Consider the following 21230-nt stretch of genomic DNA (forward strand, 5'->3'; position numbering starts at 1 on the left):
CTTTCTTATCTAGTTTTGAGAGAACAGCGTTCTTTCGAATCACATTGTCTGGTGATGATGGCGAAGAGGTCACACCCGTTCCCATCCCGAACACGGAAGTTAAGCTTTTCAGCGCCGATGGTAGTAGGGGGCTTCCCCCTGTGAGAGTAGGTCGTCGCCGGGCAGTGTACATATTTTTAGGGGGCTTAGCTCAGCTGGGAGAGCATCTGCCTTACAAGCAGAGGGTCAGCGGTTCGATCCCGTTAGCCCCCATTTATAGCAAGCCGGCTTAGCTCAGTTGGTAGAGCAACTGATTTGTAATCAGTAGGTCGCGAGTTCGACTCTTGCAGCCGGCACCATATTTCTCATAGTATAACCAATGTTTGTATTGTGAGCCGTTAGCTCAGTTGGTAGAGCATCTGACTTTTAATCAGAGGGTCGATGGTTCGAGCCCATCACGGCTCATTTTGCGGGTGTGGCGGAATTGGCAGACGCACCAGATTTAGGATCTGGCGCCGCGAGGCGTGAAGGTTCAAGTCCTTTCACCCGCACTCTTTATGCGGAAGTAGTTCAGTGGTAGAACATCACCTTGCCAAGGTGGGGGTCGCGGGTTCGAACCCCGTCTTCCGCTCCAAATAAACATGCCATTATAAAGTTTCTAACGCCGGGGTGGCGGAACTGGCAGACGCACAGGACTTAAAATCCTGCGGATAGTGATATCCGTACCGGTTCGATTCCGGTCCTCGGCACCATATACTTATATAATGCGCCCGTAGCTCAACTGGATAGAGTACTTGACTACGAATCAAGCGGTTAGAGGTTCGAATCCTCTCGGGCGCGCTTTTCGGGAAGTAGCTCAGCTTGGTAGAGCACTTGGTTTGGGACCAAGGGGTCGCAGGTTCGAATCCTGTCTTCCCGACCATTAAAAAGTTATCCTACTATTTTATTGGGGCCTTAGCTCAGCTGGGAGAGCGCCTGCTTTGCACGCAGGAGGTCAGCGGTTCGATCCCGCTAGGCTCCACCAATATGTTTTTATGAGATTTAAAGGTAACGTTGTATTTTAATATGGCGGTGTAGCTCAGATGGCTAGAGCATTCGGTTCATACCCGAAAGGTCGTGGGTTCGACTCCCTCCGCCGCTACCTTTAATTTGGACCTTTAGCTCAGTTGGTTAGAGCAGACGGCTCATAACCGTCCGGTCGCAGGTTCGAGTCCTGCAAGGTCCACCTATCACTATTATATTAATACCATGGAGGAATACCCAAGTCTGGCTGAAGGGATCGGTCTTGAAAACCGACAGGCGGGTAAGACCGCGCGGGGGTTCGAATCCCTCTTCCTCCTTTTTCTTCTTAGTGATTTGTGGATAATTTAATATCGTCGCGGGGTGGAGCAGTCTGGTAGCTCGTCGGGCTCATAACCCGAAGGTCGCAGGTTCAAATCCTGTCCCCGCAATTAGTGGTTCCGTGGTGTAGGGGTTAACATGCCTGCCTGTCACGCAGGAGATCGCGGGTTCAAATCCCGTCGGGACCGCTTTACTTATGGCTTGGTAGCTCAGTTGGTAGAGCACTTGATTGAAGCTCAAGGTGTCGGCAGTTCGATTCTGTCCCAAGCCACCATATGATTTTAATTAGTATCTTAAGCCGGCTTAGCTCAGTTGGTAGAGCAACTGATTTGTAATCAGTAGGTCGCGAGTTCGACTCTTGCAGCCGGCACCATATTTAGCGATAGCGGCGGCTATGGCGAAGTGGTTAACGCACCTGATTGTGGTTCAGGCACGCGTGGGTTCGATTCCCACTAGCCGCCTTTTTAGGTAGTTTTGGATGATGCGGGTGTAGTTTAGTGGTAAAACTACAGCCTTCCAAGCTGTTGTCGTGGGTTCGATTCCCATCACCCGCTCTTTATATTTTTCAATTGGGGCCTATAGCTCAGCTGGTTAGAGCGCACGCCTGATAAGCGTGAGGTCGATGGTTCGAGTCCATTTAGGCCCACCATATGATTATTCCACAGTAGCTCAGTTGGTAGAGCAATCGGCTGTTAACCGATCGGTCGCAAGTTCGAGTCTTGCCTGTGGAGCTTGTAAGTTTTTATATTGGGGAAGTACTCAAGTGGCTGAAGAGGCGCCCCTGCTAAGGGTGTAGGTCGTTAACGCGGCGCGAGGGTTCAAATCCCTCCTTCTCCGCCAGTATAAAAGATGCGATTAATATTTGTATAAAGGCCCGTTGGTCAAGCGGTTAAGACACCGCCCTTTCACGGCGGTAACACGGGTTCGAATCCCGTACGGGTCATCGCTGATTATAAAGAACAATGTCGATATTAGGCATTGTTCTTTTTAAAGGATCGGTTTAAGTTTTGGATTTTGACGGTGGTCGTTGCTATATCGGGATTGTCGCAAGGGCTATTGTTGCCGCTGATTTCGATTATATTTGAGGAGCATGGGATTTCTGCGGGGATTAATGGGTTTCATGCGACGGGGATTTATATTGGGGTGTTGTTGGTTTCGCCGTTTATTGAGGCGCCGCTACATCGCTTTGGTTATAAACCGATTATTATTGTTGGTGGCGGGATTGTAGCGCTGGCTTTATTGTTATTTTCGTTGTGGTTTAATTTGTACTTTTGGTTTGTGCTGCGGCTTTTGATTGGTGTGGGGGATCATATGCTGCATTTTTCTTCGCAGACTTGGATTGGAGCGATGAGTCATCCTTCGAAACGGGGACGGAATATGGCTGTTTATGGGTTATTCTTCTCGCTCGGATTTGCGATTGGGCCGCAGTTGGTAAACTTGATGGCGATTAATGTGAATTTGCCGTTCTTTATTTCGGGACTGATGGTCGTTATTGCTTGGGGACTTGTTTGGTTTTTGCGGAACGAGTTTGTGGCAGAGAGTGCTGTCATTCGGGAAATTTCGTTTTTTGGTAGTTTGAGACGGTTTTCGGATGTGTTTAAATTGGCTTGGATCGCGATGATTCCGCCATTTGTGTATGGGATACTGGAGACGGCGCTTAATGCGACTTTTCCGATTGTGGGGCTTCGGGACGGGATTCCGCAGGCCATGGTTGTGACGATTATTTCTTCTTTTTCGGTGGGGACGATTTTGTTTCAGGTACCGATTGGGATTTTGAGTGATAGAATGGGACGGGGGAAAGTTTTGCCGTTGTTTGTTGGTATCGGGGCTGTTGTATTTTTTGTGACGGCGTTTGTTTCGAATAGTTTTGTGTTAATCGGGATGTTTTTTGTGCTGGGGATTTTCTTGGGGTCGATGTATTCGTTGGGGCTTTCTTATATGACGGATTTGACACCGCTTGAGCTTTTGCCTGCGGGGAATATTTTGGTTGGGATGAGCTTTAGTTTGGGGAGCATTCTTGGTCCTTCGGCATCGGGAATTATGATTGGTTTGTTCGGGAACGATGTGTTTTATTTTGTTATTACTGGACTGCTGGTGTTGGCTTTTATAGCGCTGTTTTTCGGGAAAAAGGGGAGACAGGAAAAAATAGTTTAATTTTTTTAGTTGACAGGAATTTGGTGGGATGGTAATATAAATTCAATACATTCGAACTGGATGTAATTTCAATTTCATATGAAACTCTTATTGTGAGTGGTAGAGGGACTGGCCCTGTGAAACCCGGCAACCTTTCAATTTTTTGAAAAGGTGCTAAATCCTGCAAAGTGTGATGCTTTGAAAGATAAGAGAGTGCATGCATGTTCGTTCTTTCGGATATTCGTAACCTCTCTGGTCACTAGCTAGAGAGGTTTTTTGTATGAAAAATTAATAAGGGAATGGTGATGTGAAATGGCAAATGTTCAAAGTTCAAATTTAGGGTATCCGCGTCTTGGTGAGAAACGGGAGTGGAAGAAAGCGTTAGAGAATTACTGGAACAATAAGATTTCAGAAGAGCAATTACTTTCTGAAACTAAAGAATTGCGTTTACATGCTTTGAAGAAACAGCAGGACAAAGGGATTGATTTGATTCCTGTTGGGGATTTCTCATTTTACGATCATATTCTGGATACGAGTATTACATTTGGTATTGTGCCGAAGCGCTTTGCTTATGATGGCGGGAAGGTGCCGATTGATACATATTTTGAGATAGCGCGTGGTAAGGATGATGCGGTGGCTTCGGAGATGACGAAGTGGTTTAATACGAATTATCATTATATCGTGCCAGAGCTTGAGGGTGCGAAGCCGCAATTGACGGAGAATCGGGCGTTGTTTTATTACGAAGAGGCGAAACAGGAGCTTGGTATTGATGGGAAGCCAGTGCTTGTTGGGCCGATTACGTATTTGAAGCTGGCGAAGGGGAATGCTGATTTTAAAGGATTGCTCGATCAGTTGGTTCCGCTGTATGGTCAGGTTTTAAAGGAATTACAAGATGCTGGCGCGACGTGGGTGCAGATCGATGAGCCTTACTTAGCAACAAGTTTTGATAAGAGTGAGTTGGCGCTTTTTGAAGAGGTGTACGCGAATTTTGCTAAAGTTGCACCTGATTTGAAAATTGAATTGCAAACCTATTTCGAAAGTCTTGATTATTTTGAAGATGTTGTGAAACTTCCGGTTGCTGCGATTGGTGTCGATTTTGTGCATGATCATGGGGAATCGATTGAGGCGCTTGAGAGATTTGGCTTCCCGGCGGATAAGGTTTTGGCGGCTGGGGTAATTGATGGCAGGAACGTGTGGCGTGCGGATTTGGATGCGAAGTTAGCATTATTAGAGCGTATCGCAAAAGTAGTTCCTAAGGAGCGCTTGATTGTGCAGCCTTCTAGTTCGTTATTGCATGTGCCGGTGACGAAGCTGAGTGAGCCTGATTTGGACGGGGTTTTGCTTGGTGGGTTATCGTTTGCGGATGAGAAGTTAGTGGAATTGGTAGCTTTAGCAAAAGCGCTGAACGGGGAAGATGTGAAGGCTGTATTTGCGGATGCGAAGGCGGGGCTGGATGCGATTAATGGTTCGCATCACCGAAATAATGCGGAAGTGCAAGAGGCGATTCGGAATTTAGAAAACGTGGAAGTAAAACGTGATTTACCGTTTGCTGAGCGGATTAAGTTGCAGCATGAATGGTTGCAGTTGCCGTTATTGCCAACGACGACAATTGGTAGTTTTCCGCAGTCTCCTGAGGTTCGGAAAAAACGTTCGGACTGGTTGAAAAAGGTGATTACGGATGCGGAATATGAGAAGTTTATTGAGGAAGAAACGGAGCGCTGGATTCGAATTCAAGAGGACTTGGATTTGGATGTGTTGGTGCATGGTGAGTTTGAAAGAACGGACATGGTGGAGTATTTTGGCCAGAAGTTAGATGGGTTCCAAGCGACGAAGTTTGGCTGGGTGCAGTCTTATGGATCGCGTGCGGTGCGTCCGCCATTGGTTTACGGGGATGTGGCGTTTACGGAAGCTATCACGGTGAAGGAAAGCGTGTATGCGCAGTCGTTGACGGATCGTCCTGTGAAGGGGATGTTGACGGCGCCAGTGACGATTATCAATTGGTCGTTTGTGCGTGATGATGTGCCGGATTATGTGGTTGCAAATCAAGTTGGATTGGCATTGCGTAAAGAGGTAGAGGCGCTTGAGGCTGCTGGCATTCGAGTGATTCAAGTGGATGAGCCGGCGCTTCGTGAAGGGTTACCGCTAAAACGTTCGAGATGGCAAAAATACTTGGATGATGCGGTGTATTCCTTCAAGTTAACGACGACTTCCGTGAAAAATGATACGCAAATTCATACGCATATGTGTTATGCGGAGTTTGAAGATATTATTGATACGATTAGCGCGCTGGATGCGGATGTTATTTCGATTGAAACGTCTAGAAGTCATGGTGAAATTATTGAAACCTTTGAGAAAGTGGGATATGACAAAGAGATTGGCTTGGGTGTTTATGATATTCATAGCCCGCGTGTCCCAACGACTGGTGAGATTCAAGACAATATCCGCCGTGCGTTAAAAGTCATTGATGCGCGTCAGTTCTGGGTAAATCCAGACTGTGGTTTGAAAACGCGTAAGGAAAAAGAAACAGTGGCGGCGCTTCGTGACATGGTAAATGCGACGAAGGAAATTCGCGAAGAGTACAAAGTAACTAAATAAGTGAGAAACAGGCGCTAGGAACGGCATCATGTTGCTACTCCTAGCGCTTTTTAAATTATTGGAGGGGATTGGATTGACAAAATTACAAAAAGAAACGATTGTAGCGCAAATTGGAAATCGAAAAAGTGGAGCGACTGGTGCTGTCAATATGCCGATTTATTTGTCGACTGCATACCGTCATGAAGATCTTGGTGTGTCAACGGGATATGATTATACGAGAACGGGAAATCCGACGCGGGAAGTTTTGGAAGAGGCGCTTGCGACTTTGGAAAATGGGACGGCTGGTTTTGCGACAAGTTCAGGTATGAGTGCGATTCAGTTGATCTTTACGCTTTTTGGAAGTGGGGATCATATTATTTCTTCGCGGGATTTATATGGTGGTACATATCGTTATTTTGAGCTGATTGCGAAGAAGTATCGGGTTGACTTTTCGTATTGGGAGACAACAGATATTGCGGATTTGGAGAGTTTGCTGAAGCCGGAGACGAAGGCGGTGTTTATTGAGACGCCGACCAATCCGTTGATGGTGGAAACGGATCTTGTGGAAGTGGTTGCTTTTGCGAAGAAGCACGGGTTGCTTGTTATTGTGGATAATACGTTTTTGACGCCGGTTTTGCAGCAACCGCTTGATTTGGGTGTGGATATTGTGTTTCATAGTGCGACGAAGTATTTAGGTGGGCATAATGATGTGCTTGCGGGTGCTGTGATTGTGAAGGATGAGGCGTTAGCGGTGCAGTTGCGTGATTTCCATAATTCGATTGGGGCGGTGCTTTCGCCGTTTGATAGCTGGCTTTTGATTCGTGGATTGAAGACGCTTGTTTTGCGGGTAGAGCAACATCAGAAAAATGCGCGCAAAGTGGTGGCGTTTTTGGAAGGGCATGAGGCGGTCACAAAAGTGTTGTATCCTGGAAAAGGCGGGATGGTGAGCTTCTTGATTAAGGATGCTGGACTTGTTTCGCCGCTGTTGCGGAGTTTGGAACTGTTTACTTTTGCGGAGAGTCTTGGTGGTGTGGAGAGTTTGATTACGTATCCGGTGACGCAGACGCATGCGGACGTGCCGCGGGAGCTTCGGGAATCTTACGGTTTGACGGATGAGTTGTTGCGGATTTCTGTAGGAATTGAAAATAGTGATGATTTGATTGCAGATTTGGAGCAGGCTTTTGCGAGTGTTTTGAAGGAAGGGGTGAGCGTGCATGAGTGAGGAAATTTCTTTTCGGACGAAGGTTGTGCATGCGAGTTTGGGGATTGATGAGGCGACGGGGGCTTTGAATACGCCGCTGCATTTATCTTCGACGTTTCACCAGCCGGATTTTGATAATTATCATGCGTTTGATTATGCGAGATCGGGGAATCCGACGCGTCAGGCTGTGGAAGAAGCAATTGCAAAATTGGAAAATGGGACGCATGGTTTTGCGTTTGCGACTGGGATGGCGGCCATTTCGGCAGCGCTACTTACGTTGTCACAAGGAGATCATTTTATAATTTCGGGCGATGTGTATGGCGGGACGTTTCGGTTGACGGAGCAGGTTTTGCCGCGGTATGGGATTACGCATACGTTTGTTGATATGGGTGATTTGGATGCGGTGGCAGCGGCTTTTCAGGAGAATACGAAATTGGTTTATGTGGAGACGCCTTCGAATCCGTTGATGCGTGTGACGGATATTGCGGCGGTGGCGCGACTTGCGAAAGAGCATGATTGTTTGACGTTTGTGGATAATACGTTTTTGACGCCAGTTTTGCAACGGCCTTTGGATTTGGGCGCGGACTTGGTTGTGCATAGTGCGACGAAGTTTCTCGGTGGCCATAGTGATATTTTAGCGGGGCTTGTTGTGACGAATAATGAGGAGCTTGCCAAACAAGTATATTTCATGCAAAATTCGACGGGCGGTGTTCTCGGTGTGCAGGATTGTTGGTTGCTACTGCGTGGTTTGAAAACATTGGCAGTGAGGATGAATGTAGGCACGGAGTCGGCGCAGCGTGTGGCGGAATTTTTGGAAGCGGATGAGCGGGTTGCGGCGGTGTTTTATCCTGGTTTGTCGTCACATCCTGATTATGCGTTGCAGCAGGTTCAGGCAGAGGCGGCGGGCGCGGTATTGTCGTTTGACCTGGGTAGTGAAGAGGCGGCGCGCCAATTTGTGAATCATGTGCAGTTGCCAGTTTTTTCAGTGAGTTTGGGCGCGGTGGAGAGTATCTTGTCTTATCCTGCGCGGATGTCACATGCGGCGATTCCTGAGGCAGAACGGTTGAAACTTGGTATTACGCCAGGATTATTACGCTTTTCGGTGGGGCTTGAGGATGTGGATGATATCATTCAAGATTTCAAGCAGGCACTTGCGTATACGGTTGAAAGGAGTGCTCGTTGATGAATTTACGCCGCGATTTGAGTGAGAAGGTTTTAATTGCTGATGGTGCAATGGGTACACTGCTTTATTCTTACGGGGTTGATCGTTCCTTTGAAGAATTAAATTTATCGCATCCAGATGATATCGTTGCGATCCACCGGGCTTATATCGAGGCGGGTGCAGACATTATTCAAACAAACACGTATAGTGCGAATTATATTAAATTATCGCGCTACGGGTTGCAAGATGATATTAAAAAAATTAACCAAGCGGCTGTGCGCCATGCGAAAGAGGCAGCCCGCGGGACGGGTGTTTATATTTTTGGTACGATTGGCGGGATTAATGGCGCGAATGATGCGCGGATTTCGGCGCCCAGCATGGAGGAGATTAAGCGTAGTTTTAGAGAGCAGCTGTATTGTTTGTTGCTTGAGGGCGTGGATGCGATTTTGCTGGAGACGTATTATGATTTAGATGAACTGAAAACGGTGCTGAAAATTACGCGGGAAACGACGGACTTGCCGATTATTGCGAATGTGTCGATGCATGAACCGGGTTTGCTACAAAGTGGCCAGACGCTTGCCTCGGCTTTGCAGGAATTGGCGGATCTTGGTGCCGATGTTGTTGGCGGTAACTGTAGGTTGGGCCCGTATCATATGGCGAAGGCGCTAGAGAGTGTGCCGATTTTGGAAAATGCGTATTTGTCGGCGTACCCGAATGCAAGTTTGCCGCAGATGGATGAAGGAAAAGTGGTTTATCAGACGGAAACAGATTATTTTGAGCAATATGGTGAGATTTTCAGGCAGGAAGGTGTGCGCTTAATTGGTGGGTGCTGTGGCACGACGCCAGATCATATTCGAGCGTTACGCAAAGGCTTGAAATCGCTAGAGCCGGTTACTTCAAAAGTAGTGCATCCGATTTTGGAATTAGCGGAATTGGAGTCAGCAGAGGACGTTGGCGTGCGTTTGACTGACAAGGTGAAAGAGGCATTTACCGTGTTGGTAGAGCTTGATCCGCCGCGTACTTTTGATACGGATACGTTTTTTGAAGGAGCGAAAGCGCTGGATGATGCGGGGGTTGATGCGATTACGATTTCGGATAATTCGCTTGCGACACCGCGGATTAGTAATATGGCGCTGGCCGCGATTTTGAAGCAGGAATATAATATTAGACCGCTGATTCATTTGACGACGCGAGATCATAATTTGATTGGGATGCATTCGCATATTATGGGTTTTCATAAGTTGGGAATTCTGGATGTGTTGGCGGTGACGGGAGATCCGAGTAAGGTTGGTGATTTTCCGGGGGCGTCTTCGGTGTTTGATTTGCGCTCGGTGGAATTGGTGCAGCTGATTAAGAAGTTCAATGACGGGATTTCGTATACGGGGAAATCGTTGAAGGAGAAGGCGCGCTTCCAAGTAGCTGCGGCGTTTAATCCGAATGTGCTGAAGCTCGACAAAGCGGTCCGCCTGATTGAACGGAAAGTGGAATACGGCGCGGATTACATTATCACACAGCCAATTTATGATACGGAAAAAGCAGTACAGCTAAAAGAAGCGCTCGATGCGGCGGGAATTACGGTGCCGATTTTTGTTGGTGTAATGCCGTTACTTTCTAGCCGGAATGCGGAGTTCTTGCATAATGAGGTGCCTGGTATTCGGTTGACGGACGAGGTTCGTGAGAGGATGCGTGAGGCGGAGCAGGCGGGTACGGCGCGCGAAGAAGGAATGGCGATTGCGAAGGAAATTATCGATGCGATTTGCAAACATTTCAATGGTGTCTACATTATCACACCGTTCTTGCGCTACGACTTGTCGATTGAGTTGACGAAATATGTGCAGAGTAAACAAGAAGTTGCAGAACAAATCATATCGCAAAATTAAAAAAGTACCAGCGAGCCATTAACGGTTCACTGGTACTTTTTAATTATTAAAAATCAATCATATTCGCGCTTAGTAAGCTGATTAAGAAGGCGATGGCTAGTAGTAAGCCGAAGAACGTAAGCGCCTTGCTCGTTGCTTTCATCGCGGGGACCATTGTAATTGGTACGCTTTTGCCGATGAAGCGGCGAACGGCTTTGATAGCTTCGGGAACGCTTAGAAGAATGATTAAAATCCACGGCGTTGCTTCCACTGTGAAAATTAAGGCGATTTCCCATGCGTACGCGAAAATAAATGCGGCAGTGAATAAAACAAGTGCGCCTTTACGACCGAGTAGAATCGCTAACGTGAGGCGTCCGTTTGCTTTGTCGGGTTCTAAATCGCGGATACTGTTTGCGAGCAAGAGGTTGCCGACTAAGACCATCACTGGAATCGATACGTATACAATGAACGAACTAATAAATCCGGCTTGAATATAGAAGGAAATGTACGTAATGATTCCTCCCATGAAAAAACCTGCCATGATTTCGCCAAACGGTGTGTAGGCGATTGGATAAGGGCCGCCAGTGTATAAATAACCAACGAGCATCGATATAATACCGAGTAACCCGATCCACCAGTTATTTACGTCCATGCATAAGTAAACACCGCCAAGAATCGCTAGTACATATAGAAAAATGGCAAGGAATAAAATAAATCCTGGTTTCATCCCGTTCCTAACAATTGCGCCGCCGTTTCCTACTGTATGCTCATCATCTTGTCCTTTTTTGTAGTCATAATATTCATTGAAAAGATTTGCTGACGTTTGGATGAGGAAGCAGGAAATTAACATTACGAAAAAGCGCGTAAAATGAAAACTTTCATAGCTCATTGCGACAGTAGTTCCTAAAAATACAGGGACGAATGATGCGACCAGTGTGTGTGGACGGAGTAACATCCACCATTTATGGAAACCAGAGTGCCGTACAATGGCTGATTTTGTGCCGTGTGCCATTTGTTTCTCTCCTTTTTTTAAACCTTTATACTTGTTTAATTTTAGGGAAACTTGAGCCATTAGTCAATTAAATAGGATAATTCTTTTTGAAATGGCGGTTGTAGTTGTTTTGTAAAGTGTCTAAAGGTGTAAAAATAACGGGCTTTTGTTATAATGAGGAGGTGAGTTAAGGCAATGAAGGAGAGATGAGTAATATGGGACTAACATTGCCGGTAGAGCTATTTGAGCAGGCAAAGCGGACCATGGATTCGCAAAAAGAGCAGGTGTTGCTAAGTTGGGTAAGCGAACTGACAGACATGACTGCAAAGCAACTATTTGATCAGGCAGAGACTTTTAAGGGAGAACGATTCTTTTGGCAAAATAAAGAACGGTCCTTGCGACTTGCTGGATTTGGCGTGATGGATCAGTTACGAATGGAGCCCGGAGGCGATCGGTTTTCGGCATTACATACGAGAAAAGAGCAGGTGCTCCGCAGAACGGTGACGAACAGTGAGGAAAGCGCTTGTGGTGCGGTTTATTTTGGTGGATTTCGCTTTGATGCGCAAAGTGATGTGGCGCCGGAATGGGAATCGTTTGGGCAAGGACTTTTTTATTTGCCGCTGTTTCTGGTGACGGAAAAGGAAGGACATCGTTATTTGTCGGTGAATATTTGGTTATCGGCAGACGATGGGTATGATAAAGTAGAAGCTGTGATGGCGCAGTGGGAACGGATTTGTGACACGACGCCTAGCAGTGATGCGACCCCAGATTGTATTTTGGAGGAGCGATTGGCTGAGGATGCTTGGCTTGCGGCTGCGACGGACGTTGTGGCGTTACTGCAGGACACGGAACATTTGCAAAAAGTAGTACTGGCGCGGCGCATGCGACTGGGTTTTGATGGCTTTTTGTCGAGTAGTCGGATTATCGCGAATATGGAGGCGCAGCAGGGGAATAGTTATTGTTTCGTGTTGGAAAATGGGACGCGGACTTTCTTTGGGGCAACGCCGGAGCGGTTAGTATTGGCGGATGAAACGCGGATGGAGTCGGCTTGTGTGGCTGGTTCGATTGGACGCGGGACGACGGATGCCGAGGATGAGGCGCTCGGGGCAACGTTACTCAATGATGCGAAGAACTTAGCGGAACATCATTTTGTTGTGGAGATGATTGAGGAGACAATGGCGCGCTTTTGCGAGGATGTGGAAGTGTCGGCGAATCCGGAATTGCTTAAAAATCGGGATATTCAGCATCTGTATATGACGGTTGCTGGGAATCGGGGTTCGGCGAAGTTACTGGACGTGGTTCGGGCGCTTCATCCGACGCCAGCGCTTGGTGGTTGGCCGCAGGAAGATGCGATGACAGTGATTCGATTGAAGGAAGCGATGGATCGTGGGCTTTACGGGGCACCGATTGGCTGGATTGACGCGAAGGATCGTGGTGAGTTTGTGGTCGCGATTCGTTCGGCGCTTACGATAGATACGGATGCGTTATTGTATGCTGGATGCGGTATTGTGGCGGATTCAGTGCCAGTAGATGAACTTGCGGAGACGGCGATGAAATTCCAGCCGATGTTACGCGTATTAGGAGGTAAAGTACATGAACGATCATAGACAAGTCATGACGGAATATTTGGCAGCTTTTGTAGAGGAACTAGTACAGGCTGGCGTGAAGGAAGCGGTAATTAGCCCAGGCTCGCGCTCGACGCCGATTGCTTTACTTATGGCAGAACATCCGACGCTAAAAATTTATGTGGATGTGGATGAACGCTCGGCGGGATTTTTCGCGTTGGGAATTGCGAAGGCTTCGAAAAGACCGGTTGTTCTTTTGTGTACATCGGGAACGGCGGCGGCGAATTATTTTCCTGCGGTGGCAGAAAGCAATTTGTCACAGGTGCCGTTGCTTGTTTTGACGGCGGATCGGCCGCATGAATTGCGAAATGTTGGGGCGCCGCAAGCGATGGATCAGGTGCAGTTATTTGGGACGCATGTGAAGGACTTTACGGATATGGCGTTGCCGGAAAATTCGACGGAAATGTTGCGTTTTGCAAAATGGCACGGCTCGAAGGCTGTGGATATTGCGATGAATGCGCCACGTGGACCGGTACATTTGAACTTCCCGTTACGTGAGCCATTGATGCCAATTTTGGAGCCGTCGCCGTTTGCTGTAACGGATAAGAAGCGCCGACATGTGCATATTTATTATACGCATGAAGTGTTGGAAGACGCTGTCATTACACAGATTATTGAGGCGTGTGCTGGCAAGCGTGGTGTTTTTGTGGCGGGGCCTCTAGATAAGAAGGCTTTTTCGCCGAAAATTGTGGCGCTTGCAGAGCAGATTGGTTGGCCGATTTTGGCAGATCCGCTTTCGCAGTTGCGCAGTTACGGGGCGTATAGCGATGTCGTGATTGACCAGTATGATGCGATTTTGCAAGAGGAGGCGGTGCGCGTGGCGTTGCAACCGGAAGTCGTGATTCGTTTTGGTGCGATGCCGGTGTCGAAGTCGCTTTCGAAATGGTTGGAGGCATTGGAAGACGTGATGTTTTATGTGGTGGATCCTGGTGCTGCTTGGAAAGACCCGATTAAAGCGGTGACGAATATGATTCATTGTGATGAGCATTTCTTGGTGCAGGCATTGACGGAAGGCTGGCAGGAGAAGACGACGCCAAGTTGGACGAAGATGTGGCATGATTTGAATGGGAAAGTGCAAGCGGTGATGCGAGAACATATGGCGGAGCTTGAGCAATTGGATGAAGGTAAACTTGTGTATGAGCTGCGTGAATGGATTCCGGAACGTGCGGGACTGTTCATTGGGAATAGTATGCCGATTCGTGATGTGGATACGTATTTTGCGCAAATTAATAAGCAGGTACGGATGCTTGCGAATCGGGGCGCGAATGGGATTGATGGTGTGGTTTCTTCTGCGCTTGGTGCGAGTTTGACGGAACAGCCGATGTATTTGCTGATTGGTGATTTGTCGTTTTATCATGATATGAACGGACTTTTGATGGCGAAAAAGTATGGTCTGAACTTGACGATTATTGTGGTGAATAATAACGGCGGCGGGATTTTCTCGTTTTTACCGCAGGCAAAAGAACCGAAGTATTTTGAGACGTTGTTTGGAACGGGAGCGGATCTTGATTTCCGTTATGCGGCGGCGCTTTATGAAGGGGATTTCCATGAGGTGAAGGATTGGGATGAGTTGCATGATGCGCTAGATAAGGCGCAGTTCCACAAGGGACTCGATATTATTGAGGTGAAGACGAATCGGTATGAGAATGTTGACGGGCATCGGGCTTTGTGGGAGCGGATTGCAACGGAGATTCGTGAGGAGTTGGCTAAATGATGCGGATTCGTGATGTGGAATACCATGTCGTGGAGACGAATCGGGCGCTGATGGGACGCGGAACGTTGCTTTTGTTGCATGGCTTTACGGGTTCGCACGCGACGTATGATGGCGTTTTGCCGATGTTGGCTACGGATTGGCATTGTGTGACGGTGGATTTGTTGGGGCATGGGAAAACGGATGCTCCGCGGGACGCCGCGCGGTATGCGATGCGTGAACAGACGGCGGACTTGATTGCGATTTTGGACGGGCTTGGTGTAACGGAAGCCATGGTGTTAGGATACTCGATGGGAGGCCGTTTGGCGCTAGGCTTGGCGGTGGAATATCCGAATCGGGTGCGGACGCTAGTGCTTCAAAGTGCTTCGCCAGGTCTTGAGAATGCGCAAGATCGGCAACTGCGCGCGGCTCGTGATGCGGAACTTGCGATGCGGATTGAGACGGATGGTGTCGCCGATTTTGTTGCTGGGTGGGAACGATTGCCACTTTTTGCAACGCAGGCGAGTATTCCGGAGACACAACAAGTGAAAATTCGTGAGGAGCGCTTAAATCAGCGTGCTAGCGGGTTGGCAGGAAGTTTGCAAGGAATGGGGACGGGGGTTCAGCCTTCTTTTTGGGAGGATTTGCCGTCGCTTGCTATTCCGACCTTGCTTTTAGCGGGGCATGAGGACCAGAAATTTTGCGGGATTGCGCGGGATATGAAAGACGCGTTACCTGATGCAAAATATATAACATTTTCCAATGCGGGGCATACGATTCATCTGGAACAACCTGAATGTTTTGGCTATGCGGTGCGCAATTGGCTACGAATTAGAGGAGGAACGAAATAATGGGTTTTGATTGGAAGAAAGAGAAGGATTACGAGGAAATTAAGTACGAAACATACGAAGGTATCGCGAAAATTACGATTAACCGTCCGCAGGTTCACAATGCGTTTACTCCAAAAACAGTGATTGAAATGATTGATGCGTTTACGATTGCGCGTGAGGATGCACAAGTTGGCGTCATTATTTTAACAGGAGAAGGCGAGAAGGCGTTCTGTTCTGGTGGCGATCAGAAGGTTCGCGGAAACGGTGGTTATGTTGGCGATGACAATATTCCTCGTTTGAACGTGCTTGATTTGCAACGTTTGATTCGTGTGATTCCAAAACCGGTCATTGCGATGGTCGCTGGCTGGTCTATTGGTGGCGGAAATGTGTTGCAACTTGTGTGTGACTTGACGATTGCGGCGGACAACGCGAAATTTGGTCAAACAGGACCGAATGTTGGTAGCTTTGATGCGGGTTATGGTTCTGGTTACTTGGCGCGCGTTATCGGTCACAAAAAAGCGAAAGAAGTTTGGTTCATGTGTCGTCAATACACGGCGGCTGAAGCGCTTGAAATGGGCTGGATAAACACAGTTGTGCCGCTTGCCGAACTTGAAACAGAGACGGTTGCTTGGGCGAAAGAAATGTTGAAGAAAAGTCCGACGGCGCTTCGTTTTATTAAGGCTGCGTTCAACGCGGATACAGACGGTCTTGCCGGCATTCAACAACTAGCGGGCGATGCGACATTGCTTTATTATACGACGGATGAAGCGAAAGAAGGACGTGACGCGTTCAAAGAAAAACGTGATCCCGATTTCGACCAATTCCCGAAATTCCCTTGAGGTGACAATGATGGAACTAACCAATTGGTTGGAAAAACGAGTGCGGCTTTCTCCAAAGAGGACCGCGCTTGTTTTTGATGGTAAGCAAGAAACATTTTCAGAGATATATGACGCTGTGCAAAAAGTGGCTGGGCAACTGGCTTCTTTTGGTGTGCGTGACGGGATGTTCGTGGCATTGCTCGGTAAAAATGACCGCGATACTTTTCTGATGCTTCATGCGTTGCAGCAACTAGGGACCAAGACGGTGTTTTTGAATAACCGGCTGACCGCGACGGAAATGGGATACCAAATTCGAGATGCGCGGGTAGAACGGTGTTTGTATGCGGCGGATTTTGCGGATGTGATGGCGAATGCGGCAGGGGATGTGCGGGCAGTGGCTTTTACGGAAGTTATGATGGCGGAGTCTTCTGGCGTGACGCAAGCCGTTTCTCATTTTCCAATGGAGACGGTGGCTTCGATTATGTATACGTCAGGCACGACGGGCAAACCAAAAGGCGTGATGCAAACATTTGGCAACCATTGGTGGAGCGCAACGGGGTCGATGCTGAATCTCGGTTTACAAGAGGGCGACAGTTGGCTTTGCGCAGTACCAATTTTTCATATTAGCGGCTTGTCGATTTTAATGCGCTCGGTGATTTACGGAATACCTGTATACCTAGAGGAACATTTCGATGCAAAACGTGTCGATCAATTTCTGCGTAGTGGCGAAGTAACCATCATCTCCGTTGTAACAACGATGGTTCAGCGCCTGCTAGATACATACACAAAATCTTACCATCCGAAATTCCGTTGCATGTTGCTCGGCGGAGGCCCTGCTAGCAAAGCCATTTTAGAATCTTGTTTTGCAAAAGGCATCCCGCTCATTCAATCGTTCGGCATGACAGAAACCGCTTCGCAAATCGTAACACTACCACCAGAAGACGCACTACAAAAAATCGGCGCATCAGGCAAGCCTTTATTTCCTGCAGAAGTGAAAATCAGCGATCAAGATGAAATTTTGCTAAAAGGTCCTAATATAACGGCAGGCTATCTGCATAATGAAGCGGCGACACAGGCTGCCTTTGATGCTAACGGCTGGTTTCGAACGGGAGACATTGGCTACCTCGATCAAGATGGCTTCTTATTCGTCCAAGAACGGCGCTCGGATCTCATTATTTCGGGCGGTGAAAACATCTATCCTACAGAAATCGAGCACGTTCTGCTTGAATACCCAACTGTTCTAGAAGTAGCCGTTGTGGCAAAACAAGACGACAAATGGGGAGAAGTTCCCGTCGCCTTCCTGGTTACTACCAAAGAGACATCGGAAGAACAATTACATCAATTCTGTGAAGAAAGACTAGCCAAATATAAAATTCCGCACCAATTTCACTTTCTTGATGAATTACCAAAAACAGCTTCACAAAAAATTCAGCGACATAAATTAAAAAAACTATAATCAAGGCAACAAAAAGAATCCAAACAAAGGAGGTTTCCCTCTCATGTTTGGATCCTTTTTCATACATTTAATAATTCAACGCCGTCTTCAATGCCGCCAAGTTATCTTTCATAATCGACATATAATCACGTTTTGCATCTATATCTTTTTGTGTCAGTGTTTCTAAGTTATGCAGTTTCAATGTTTTCGTATCGGTTTCTTTCTGAATAACATCAGCGATTTTAGAGTTTGTGTTTTGTTCTAGTAAAATGTAAGGGATTTTCTCGCTTTTAATCGTGTTTACAATCGTAGTTAATTTCTTTTGGGAAGGCTCATCGCTTGTGGAGATGCCAGCAATCGGAATTTGTTTCAAGCCATATTCCTTTTCCCAGTAGCCATACGCTGCGTGTGCTGTTACGAAATCTTTATGTTTTGCTGTGTCTGCCATTGTTTTATAGTCTGTATTTAATGTTTTTAGCTGGGATACGACTTTTTCGTAGTTTTTGTTGAAGGTTTCTTTTTGGGCTGGGAGTTCTTTGCTAAGGTTGTCGCGAACGGTTGCGGCCATTGTGATCATATAGTTCGGGTCAAGCCAAACGTGGGGGTTAATATCGCCATGATCGTGCCCATCTTCGTCTTCCTCGTGCTCATGGTCTTCTTCTTCATGAGACATCGTTGGCAAATGCAAATTATCCGTTGTTACGACGAACTTCACGTTTTCATTTTTCAAAGATTGTTTCGCTTTATCGACAAAACCTTCCATGCCAAGACCGATATAGAAAAATAAATCGCTATCGGCAATGTTCATCATGTCTTTTTGTGTTGGGTCAAAGCTGTGGGCATCAGAGCCTGCGGGATAGACGGAATGCGCATCCACATATGTACCGCCAATTTGTGATGCTAAGTATTGTAAAGGATACACGGTTGTATATACTGTTAATTTGTCGTTGTCTTTCTTCTGCGCGTCGCTATTGTCACCGCATCCTGCCAGGAACACAGCCGTAACTAATAATGTACTAAGTAAAAAAGCTAATTTCTTCAAAAATGGAAACCTCCTAAATCGAAATGATTCTTATTTGATGTGTAAAAATAATAAATCGTAGTCGTTACGATTTAACATCAGAAATTTATAATACCGCATCTGGAATGAAAAAACAAGCCTTAGCATGAATTTTTTCAAAAAAAATAGGAGGGGTCTACGCGTTCCTTGCACCGACTCCTACTTTTCATTATAATGGTGATGATGGTGGTGAGCTTTGTCATCACATTTAAGAGGCACTAAATCAACGCCGCCTTTATGCAGTGGATGACATTTGGAAATTCGCTTAATAGTAAGCCAGCCGCCTTTTAGCGCACCGTGTTCTGTAATGGCTTCCATGCCGTATTGGGAACATGTCGGATAGAAGCGGCACGTACCGGGTTTTAGAGGCGAAATATATTTGCGATAAAGTTGAATACCGCCCAACATAATTTTCTTCATTTTGCTAATCACCTTCGTTAAATAGAATATAATTATCGTACCACAAATTTGAAAAAAAGAAAGGGAAGAAGCATGTATACGTATCAAGATTCGCTAGGTAATGCCGTTTCGATTCAATTTAATGCGACAAAAGAAGCAGATGATGTACTTGTCATTGCGCGATTTCATGATGCGTGGTTGTTTACGTCGCATAAAACGCGAGGTATTGAGTTTCCTGGTGGTAAGGGTGAGCGCGGGGAGACCAATGAGGTAGCTGCAAGACGTGAAACAATGGAAGAAACAGGCGCCAAATTGGACAAGTTACATCGAATAGCGCAATATGAAGTAAAGACGGCAGAACGTATTTTTAGCAAACGGGTCTTTTTTGCGAATGTGACGGGTTTTGTCAATCAGGTGGACTATATGGAAACGCATGGCCCGATTCTTATCGCTGGAGATTTAAGAGATATTGTAAAAGCCGAGTCATTTAGTTTTTTCATGCGTGATGAAGGAATGCAGGTCGTGATTCAGGAAGTTATGCGCCAAATGCAAATAAACAATTGGAGGTAGAAAAAGATGGGAATGCCATTAGAAGTCAATACAATGATCGTAACAAAGGGCAAGGAAAAGCGAATTGAAGGAAACTTTTTTGAATTGCAGAAAGAAGGCTATCGTATTTATCCGATTGATGTGCCGGTGGAAGTGCGAACGACGAAGGAAAGCGAAACAAATGGAATTGCTGTGCCATCGAAGCTGATTTGGGAAAATAATACGACGATTATTACATATGAGCTCGTGTCGCTAAATTCAAGCAACTAAGGAGGAAATGATTTGACTCGGAAAGTTGGAATTATTGGGGTTGGAAATGTTGGTTCGCAAGTGGCTTTTTCGCTTTGTACGCAGGGCATTTGCGATTCTCTTGTTTTAATTGACAAAAATGCAAAAAAAGCGCAGAGTGAGGCGTTTGATTTATTGGATATGGCGGCGTACACGCATCCGGTTTCGATTACAACGCAAGATTACGACGCGCTAGATGATGCAGATGTCGTTATTTTGGCGGCAGGTCCGGAAATGATGGCGCAGGAAGATCGACTCAGTGAGCTGGATGAAACGCTAGCGATTTTAGACGATGTTTTGCCAAAACTGCTGCACACGGCTTTTCGTGGGATTTTTGTAGTGATTACGAATCCTTGTGATGTGGTGACGCATTTTGTGCAGGAGCGGACTGGCTGGGATAAGCAGCGTGTGTTTGGAACGGGAACGGCGCTTGATACGGCGCGAATGAAGCGAATGGTTGGCTCTGTTTTGCATGTGTCGCCAAGCTCTGTGGAAGGCTTTGTCCTTGGGGAACATGGTGATTCGCAATTTGTGGCATGGTCGACGGTGAGTATTGCTGGAAAGGCTGTGACTGATTTTGCGGTTTTGGACGGAGATAAAATAGAGCAGGAAACGCGAGATGCGGGATGGGCCATTTTGCAAGGGAAAGGTTGCACGAGTTTCGGCATTGGAACAACGGCGGCTATGGTGATGCAAGCGATTTTGACGAATGAACAGCGAATAATTCCTGTGTCAACATTTGATGCGAAAACAGGCGTGTATATTGGCTTGCCTGCGCTCGTTGGACGTGATGGCGCAACAACGTACTATCCGAAGTTAAACAGCGCTGAGAAAGAGCGTTACGATGCTTCTGTAGCAGTGATTAAACAAGCAATCGAAAGTAAGTCCACCAAATTAAAAAGTTGAGCCCTTCATCAAGGACCCAACTTTTTTACGCTTCTTTATTTTTGGCGGATAATCGACGAATCCAGGCCACGATACTGATAATAAGTGAGAAAATGTATTCACCAAGCGTTGCGATAAAGATGGAAATCGCGATTTCGGCTTGAGAAACACCGCCACCATAAAAGCTAATAAAGAAAACAATAGCACTTGCAATCAAGCCCATTGTTGCTAGAAAATACTTGAACCAGCGCCATTTTAAAATAAATTCAAAAATGCACACAGCGACGATAAAAATCGCAAAAATAATCAAAGTTAACGTTGAAAATATCATAGTTTCTTCTCCTTTGGTGAACCGAGCGTTCGTGTAGTATGAGACAAATCCCAGACTATAAAAACATTCTACCATAGTTT

Annotated in this window: 17 protein-coding genes, 22 tRNA genes, 1 rRNA gene and 1 riboswitch; of the genes, 36 read left to right on the forward strand and 4 right to left on the reverse strand. The window is 46.6% G+C overall.

Features of this window, described 5'->3' with window-relative positions:
• Window positions 1–47 precede the first annotated feature (47 nt).
• From rrf to EP57_RS13815, 28 genes are all read left to right on the forward strand, one after another.
• Window positions 48–163, forward strand: a 5S ribosomal RNA gene (rrf, locus tag EP57_RS13680).
• 16 nt (window positions 164–179) lie between these two features.
• A tRNA-Val gene (locus EP57_RS13685) sits at window positions 180–252 on the forward strand.
• Window positions 253–262: 10 nt separating this feature from the next.
• A tRNA-Thr gene (locus EP57_RS13690) sits at window positions 263–338 on the forward strand.
• A 33-nt stretch (window positions 339–371) separates the two neighbouring features.
• Window positions 372–444 (forward strand) — tRNA-Lys (locus EP57_RS13695).
• A 4-nt stretch (window positions 445–448) separates the two neighbouring features.
• A tRNA-Leu gene (locus EP57_RS13700) sits at window positions 449–530 on the forward strand.
• A gap of 8 nt (window positions 531–538) precedes the next feature.
• A tRNA-Gly gene (locus EP57_RS13705) sits at window positions 539–613 on the forward strand.
• 29 nt (window positions 614–642) lie between these two features.
• Window positions 643–731 (forward strand) — tRNA-Leu (locus EP57_RS13710).
• Between the two features lie 14 nt (window positions 732–745).
• Window positions 746–819 (forward strand) — tRNA-Arg (locus tag EP57_RS13715).
• Window positions 820–824: 5 nt separating this feature from the next.
• Window positions 825–901, forward strand: a tRNA-Pro gene (locus EP57_RS13720).
• Window positions 902–927: 26 nt separating this feature from the next.
• Window positions 928–1003, forward strand: a tRNA-Ala gene (locus tag EP57_RS13725).
• 43 nt (window positions 1004–1046) lie between these two features.
• Window positions 1047–1120, forward strand: a tRNA-Met gene (locus EP57_RS13730).
• Between the two features lie 10 nt (window positions 1121–1130).
• Window positions 1131–1204, forward strand: a tRNA-Ile gene (locus EP57_RS13735).
• A 25-nt stretch (window positions 1205–1229) separates the two neighbouring features.
• Window positions 1230–1319: transfer RNA gene (locus tag EP57_RS13740), tRNA-Ser, on the forward strand.
• Between the two features lie 37 nt (window positions 1320–1356).
• A tRNA-Met gene (locus EP57_RS13745) sits at window positions 1357–1430 on the forward strand.
• A gap of 5 nt (window positions 1431–1435) precedes the next feature.
• Window positions 1436–1508: transfer RNA gene (locus tag EP57_RS13750), tRNA-Asp, on the forward strand.
• A gap of 10 nt (window positions 1509–1518) precedes the next feature.
• A tRNA-Phe gene (locus EP57_RS13755) sits at window positions 1519–1594 on the forward strand.
• A 23-nt stretch (window positions 1595–1617) separates the two neighbouring features.
• Window positions 1618–1693, forward strand: a tRNA-Thr gene (locus EP57_RS13760).
• Window positions 1694–1708: 15 nt separating this feature from the next.
• A tRNA-His gene (locus EP57_RS13765) sits at window positions 1709–1781 on the forward strand.
• A 22-nt stretch (window positions 1782–1803) separates the two neighbouring features.
• Window positions 1804–1874: transfer RNA gene (locus tag EP57_RS13770), tRNA-Gly, on the forward strand.
• Window positions 1875–1892: 18 nt separating this feature from the next.
• Window positions 1893–1969 (forward strand) — tRNA-Ile (locus EP57_RS13775).
• Window positions 1970–1978: 9 nt separating this feature from the next.
• A tRNA-Asn gene (locus tag EP57_RS13780) sits at window positions 1979–2051 on the forward strand.
• 18 nt (window positions 2052–2069) lie between these two features.
• Window positions 2070–2160, forward strand: a tRNA-Ser gene (locus tag EP57_RS13785).
• Window positions 2161–2191: 31 nt separating this feature from the next.
• Window positions 2192–2263: transfer RNA gene (locus tag EP57_RS13790), tRNA-Glu, on the forward strand.
• 35 nt (window positions 2264–2298) lie between these two features.
• Window positions 2299–3474, forward strand: coding sequence for an MFS transporter (locus tag EP57_RS13795; protein WP_036087596.1), 1176 nt, complete (start codon window positions 2299–2301; stop codon window positions 3472–3474).
• Window positions 3475–3558: 84 nt separating this feature from the next.
• A riboswitch (SAM riboswitch) is annotated at window positions 3559–3665 on the forward strand.
• Window positions 3666–3765: 100 nt separating this feature from the next.
• Window positions 3766–6048, forward strand: a complete 2283-nt coding sequence (gene metE / locus EP57_RS13800; protein ID WP_036087598.1) for a 5-methyltetrahydropteroyltriglutamate--homocysteine S-methyltransferase — start codon at window positions 3766–3768, stop codon at window positions 6046–6048.
• Between the two features lie 73 nt (window positions 6049–6121).
• Window positions 6122–7249: an aminotransferase class I/II-fold pyridoxal phosphate-dependent enzyme gene (locus EP57_RS13805; protein ID WP_036087901.1), complete on the forward strand. Its 1128-nt coding sequence runs from the start codon at window positions 6122–6124 to the stop codon at window positions 7247–7249.
• Window positions 7242–8411, forward strand: a complete 1170-nt coding sequence (gene metC, locus EP57_RS13810; RefSeq protein ID WP_036087599.1) for a cystathionine beta-lyase — start codon at window positions 7242–7244, stop codon at window positions 8409–8411. The genes EP57_RS13805 and metC overlap by 8 nt, the downstream gene beginning before the upstream one ends.
• Window positions 8411–10270 (forward strand): bifunctional homocysteine S-methyltransferase/methylenetetrahydrofolate reductase, encoded by a 1860-nt coding sequence (locus tag EP57_RS13815; RefSeq protein WP_036087600.1) that lies wholly within the window; start codon window positions 8411–8413, stop codon window positions 10268–10270. The genes metC and EP57_RS13815 overlap by 1 nt, the downstream gene beginning before the upstream one ends.
• A 46-nt stretch (window positions 10271–10316) precedes the next feature.
• On the opposite strand, the gene EP57_RS13820 is transcribed toward EP57_RS13815, so the two are convergent.
• The gene (locus tag EP57_RS13820; protein ID WP_036087602.1) at window positions 10317–11261 is read right to left on the reverse strand and encodes a 1,4-dihydroxy-2-naphthoate polyprenyltransferase; all 945 of its coding nucleotides are present in this window, start codon (window positions 11259–11261) and stop codon (window positions 10317–10319) included.
• A gap of 194 nt (window positions 11262–11455) precedes the next feature.
• Here EP57_RS13820 and EP57_RS13825 point away from each other — a divergent pair, with 194 nt between their 5' ends.
• From EP57_RS13825 to EP57_RS13845, 5 genes are read left to right on the forward strand one after another with little or no spacing between them, the layout of a single operon-like run.
• Window positions 11456–12847: an isochorismate synthase gene (locus tag EP57_RS13825; RefSeq protein WP_036087605.1), complete on the forward strand. Its 1392-nt coding sequence runs from the start codon at window positions 11456–11458 to the stop codon at window positions 12845–12847.
• Window positions 12834–14579, forward strand: a complete 1746-nt coding sequence (menD, locus tag EP57_RS13830) for a 2-succinyl-5-enolpyruvyl-6-hydroxy-3-cyclohexene-1-carboxylic-acid synthase (RefSeq protein ID WP_036087607.1) — start codon at window positions 12834–12836, stop codon at window positions 14577–14579. The genes EP57_RS13825 and menD overlap by 14 nt, the downstream gene beginning before the upstream one ends.
• Window positions 14579–15406 carry a 2-succinyl-6-hydroxy-2,4-cyclohexadiene-1-carboxylate synthase gene (gene menH / locus EP57_RS13835; RefSeq protein WP_036087902.1) on the forward strand — a complete coding sequence of 276 codons (828 nt, stop codon included), beginning with the start codon at window positions 14579–14581 and terminating at the stop codon, window positions 15404–15406. The genes menD and menH overlap by 1 nt, the downstream gene beginning before the upstream one ends.
• The gene (gene menB, locus EP57_RS13840; RefSeq protein WP_036087609.1) at window positions 15406–16224 is read left to right on the forward strand and encodes a 1,4-dihydroxy-2-naphthoyl-CoA synthase; all 819 of its coding nucleotides are present in this window, start codon (window positions 15406–15408) and stop codon (window positions 16222–16224) included. Before menH ends, menB begins: the two co-directional genes overlap by 1 nt.
• 10 nt (window positions 16225–16234) lie before the next feature.
• Window positions 16235–17659 carry an o-succinylbenzoate--CoA ligase gene (locus EP57_RS13845; RefSeq protein WP_036087611.1) on the forward strand — a complete coding sequence of 475 codons (1425 nt, stop codon included), beginning with the start codon at window positions 16235–16237 and terminating at the stop codon, window positions 17657–17659.
• Between the two features lie 67 nt (window positions 17660–17726).
• On the opposite strand, the gene EP57_RS13850 is transcribed toward EP57_RS13845, so the two are convergent.
• A complete protein-coding gene (locus EP57_RS13850) occupies window positions 17727–18680 on the reverse strand; it encodes a metal ABC transporter solute-binding protein, Zn/Mn family (protein ID WP_036087614.1) in 954 nt (317 codons plus the stop codon).
• Window positions 18681–18857: 177 nt separating this feature from the next.
• Complete coding sequence (yidD, locus tag EP57_RS13855; RefSeq protein WP_036087618.1) at window positions 18858–19118, reverse strand: membrane protein insertion efficiency factor YidD; 261 nt, start codon at window positions 19116–19118, stop codon at window positions 18858–18860.
• Between the two features lie 72 nt (window positions 19119–19190).
• Here yidD and ytkD point away from each other — a divergent pair, with 72 nt between their 5' ends.
• The 3 genes from ytkD to EP57_RS13870 are packed head-to-tail and all read left to right on the forward strand — an operon-like array spanning window position 19191 to window position 20840.
• Window positions 19191–19667 (forward strand): RNA deprotection pyrophosphohydrolase, encoded by a 477-nt coding sequence (gene ytkD / locus EP57_RS13860; protein WP_036087620.1) that lies wholly within the window; start codon window positions 19191–19193, stop codon window positions 19665–19667.
• A gap of 6 nt (window positions 19668–19673) precedes the next feature.
• Complete coding sequence (locus EP57_RS13865) at window positions 19674–19916, forward strand: DUF2584 domain-containing protein (RefSeq protein WP_036087621.1); 243 nt, start codon at window positions 19674–19676, stop codon at window positions 19914–19916.
• Window positions 19917–19928: 12 nt separating this feature from the next.
• Window positions 19929–20840, forward strand: coding sequence for an L-lactate dehydrogenase (locus EP57_RS13870; RefSeq protein WP_036087624.1), 912 nt, complete (start codon window positions 19929–19931; stop codon window positions 20838–20840).
• Window positions 20841–20865: 25 nt separating this feature from the next.
• Here the strand turns inward: EP57_RS13870 and EP57_RS13875 are convergent, their stop codons facing one another.
• On the reverse strand, window positions 20866–21150 hold the full coding sequence (locus EP57_RS13875; protein ID WP_036087625.1) for a hypothetical protein: 285 nt from the start codon (window positions 21148–21150) through the stop codon (window positions 20866–20868).
• Window positions 21151–21230: the final 80 nt, after the last annotated feature.

Source organism: Listeria booriae (assembly GCF_000766865.1).
GTDB classification, from domain to species: Bacteria; Bacillota; Bacilli; order Lactobacillales; family Listeriaceae; genus Listeria_A; species Listeria_A booriae.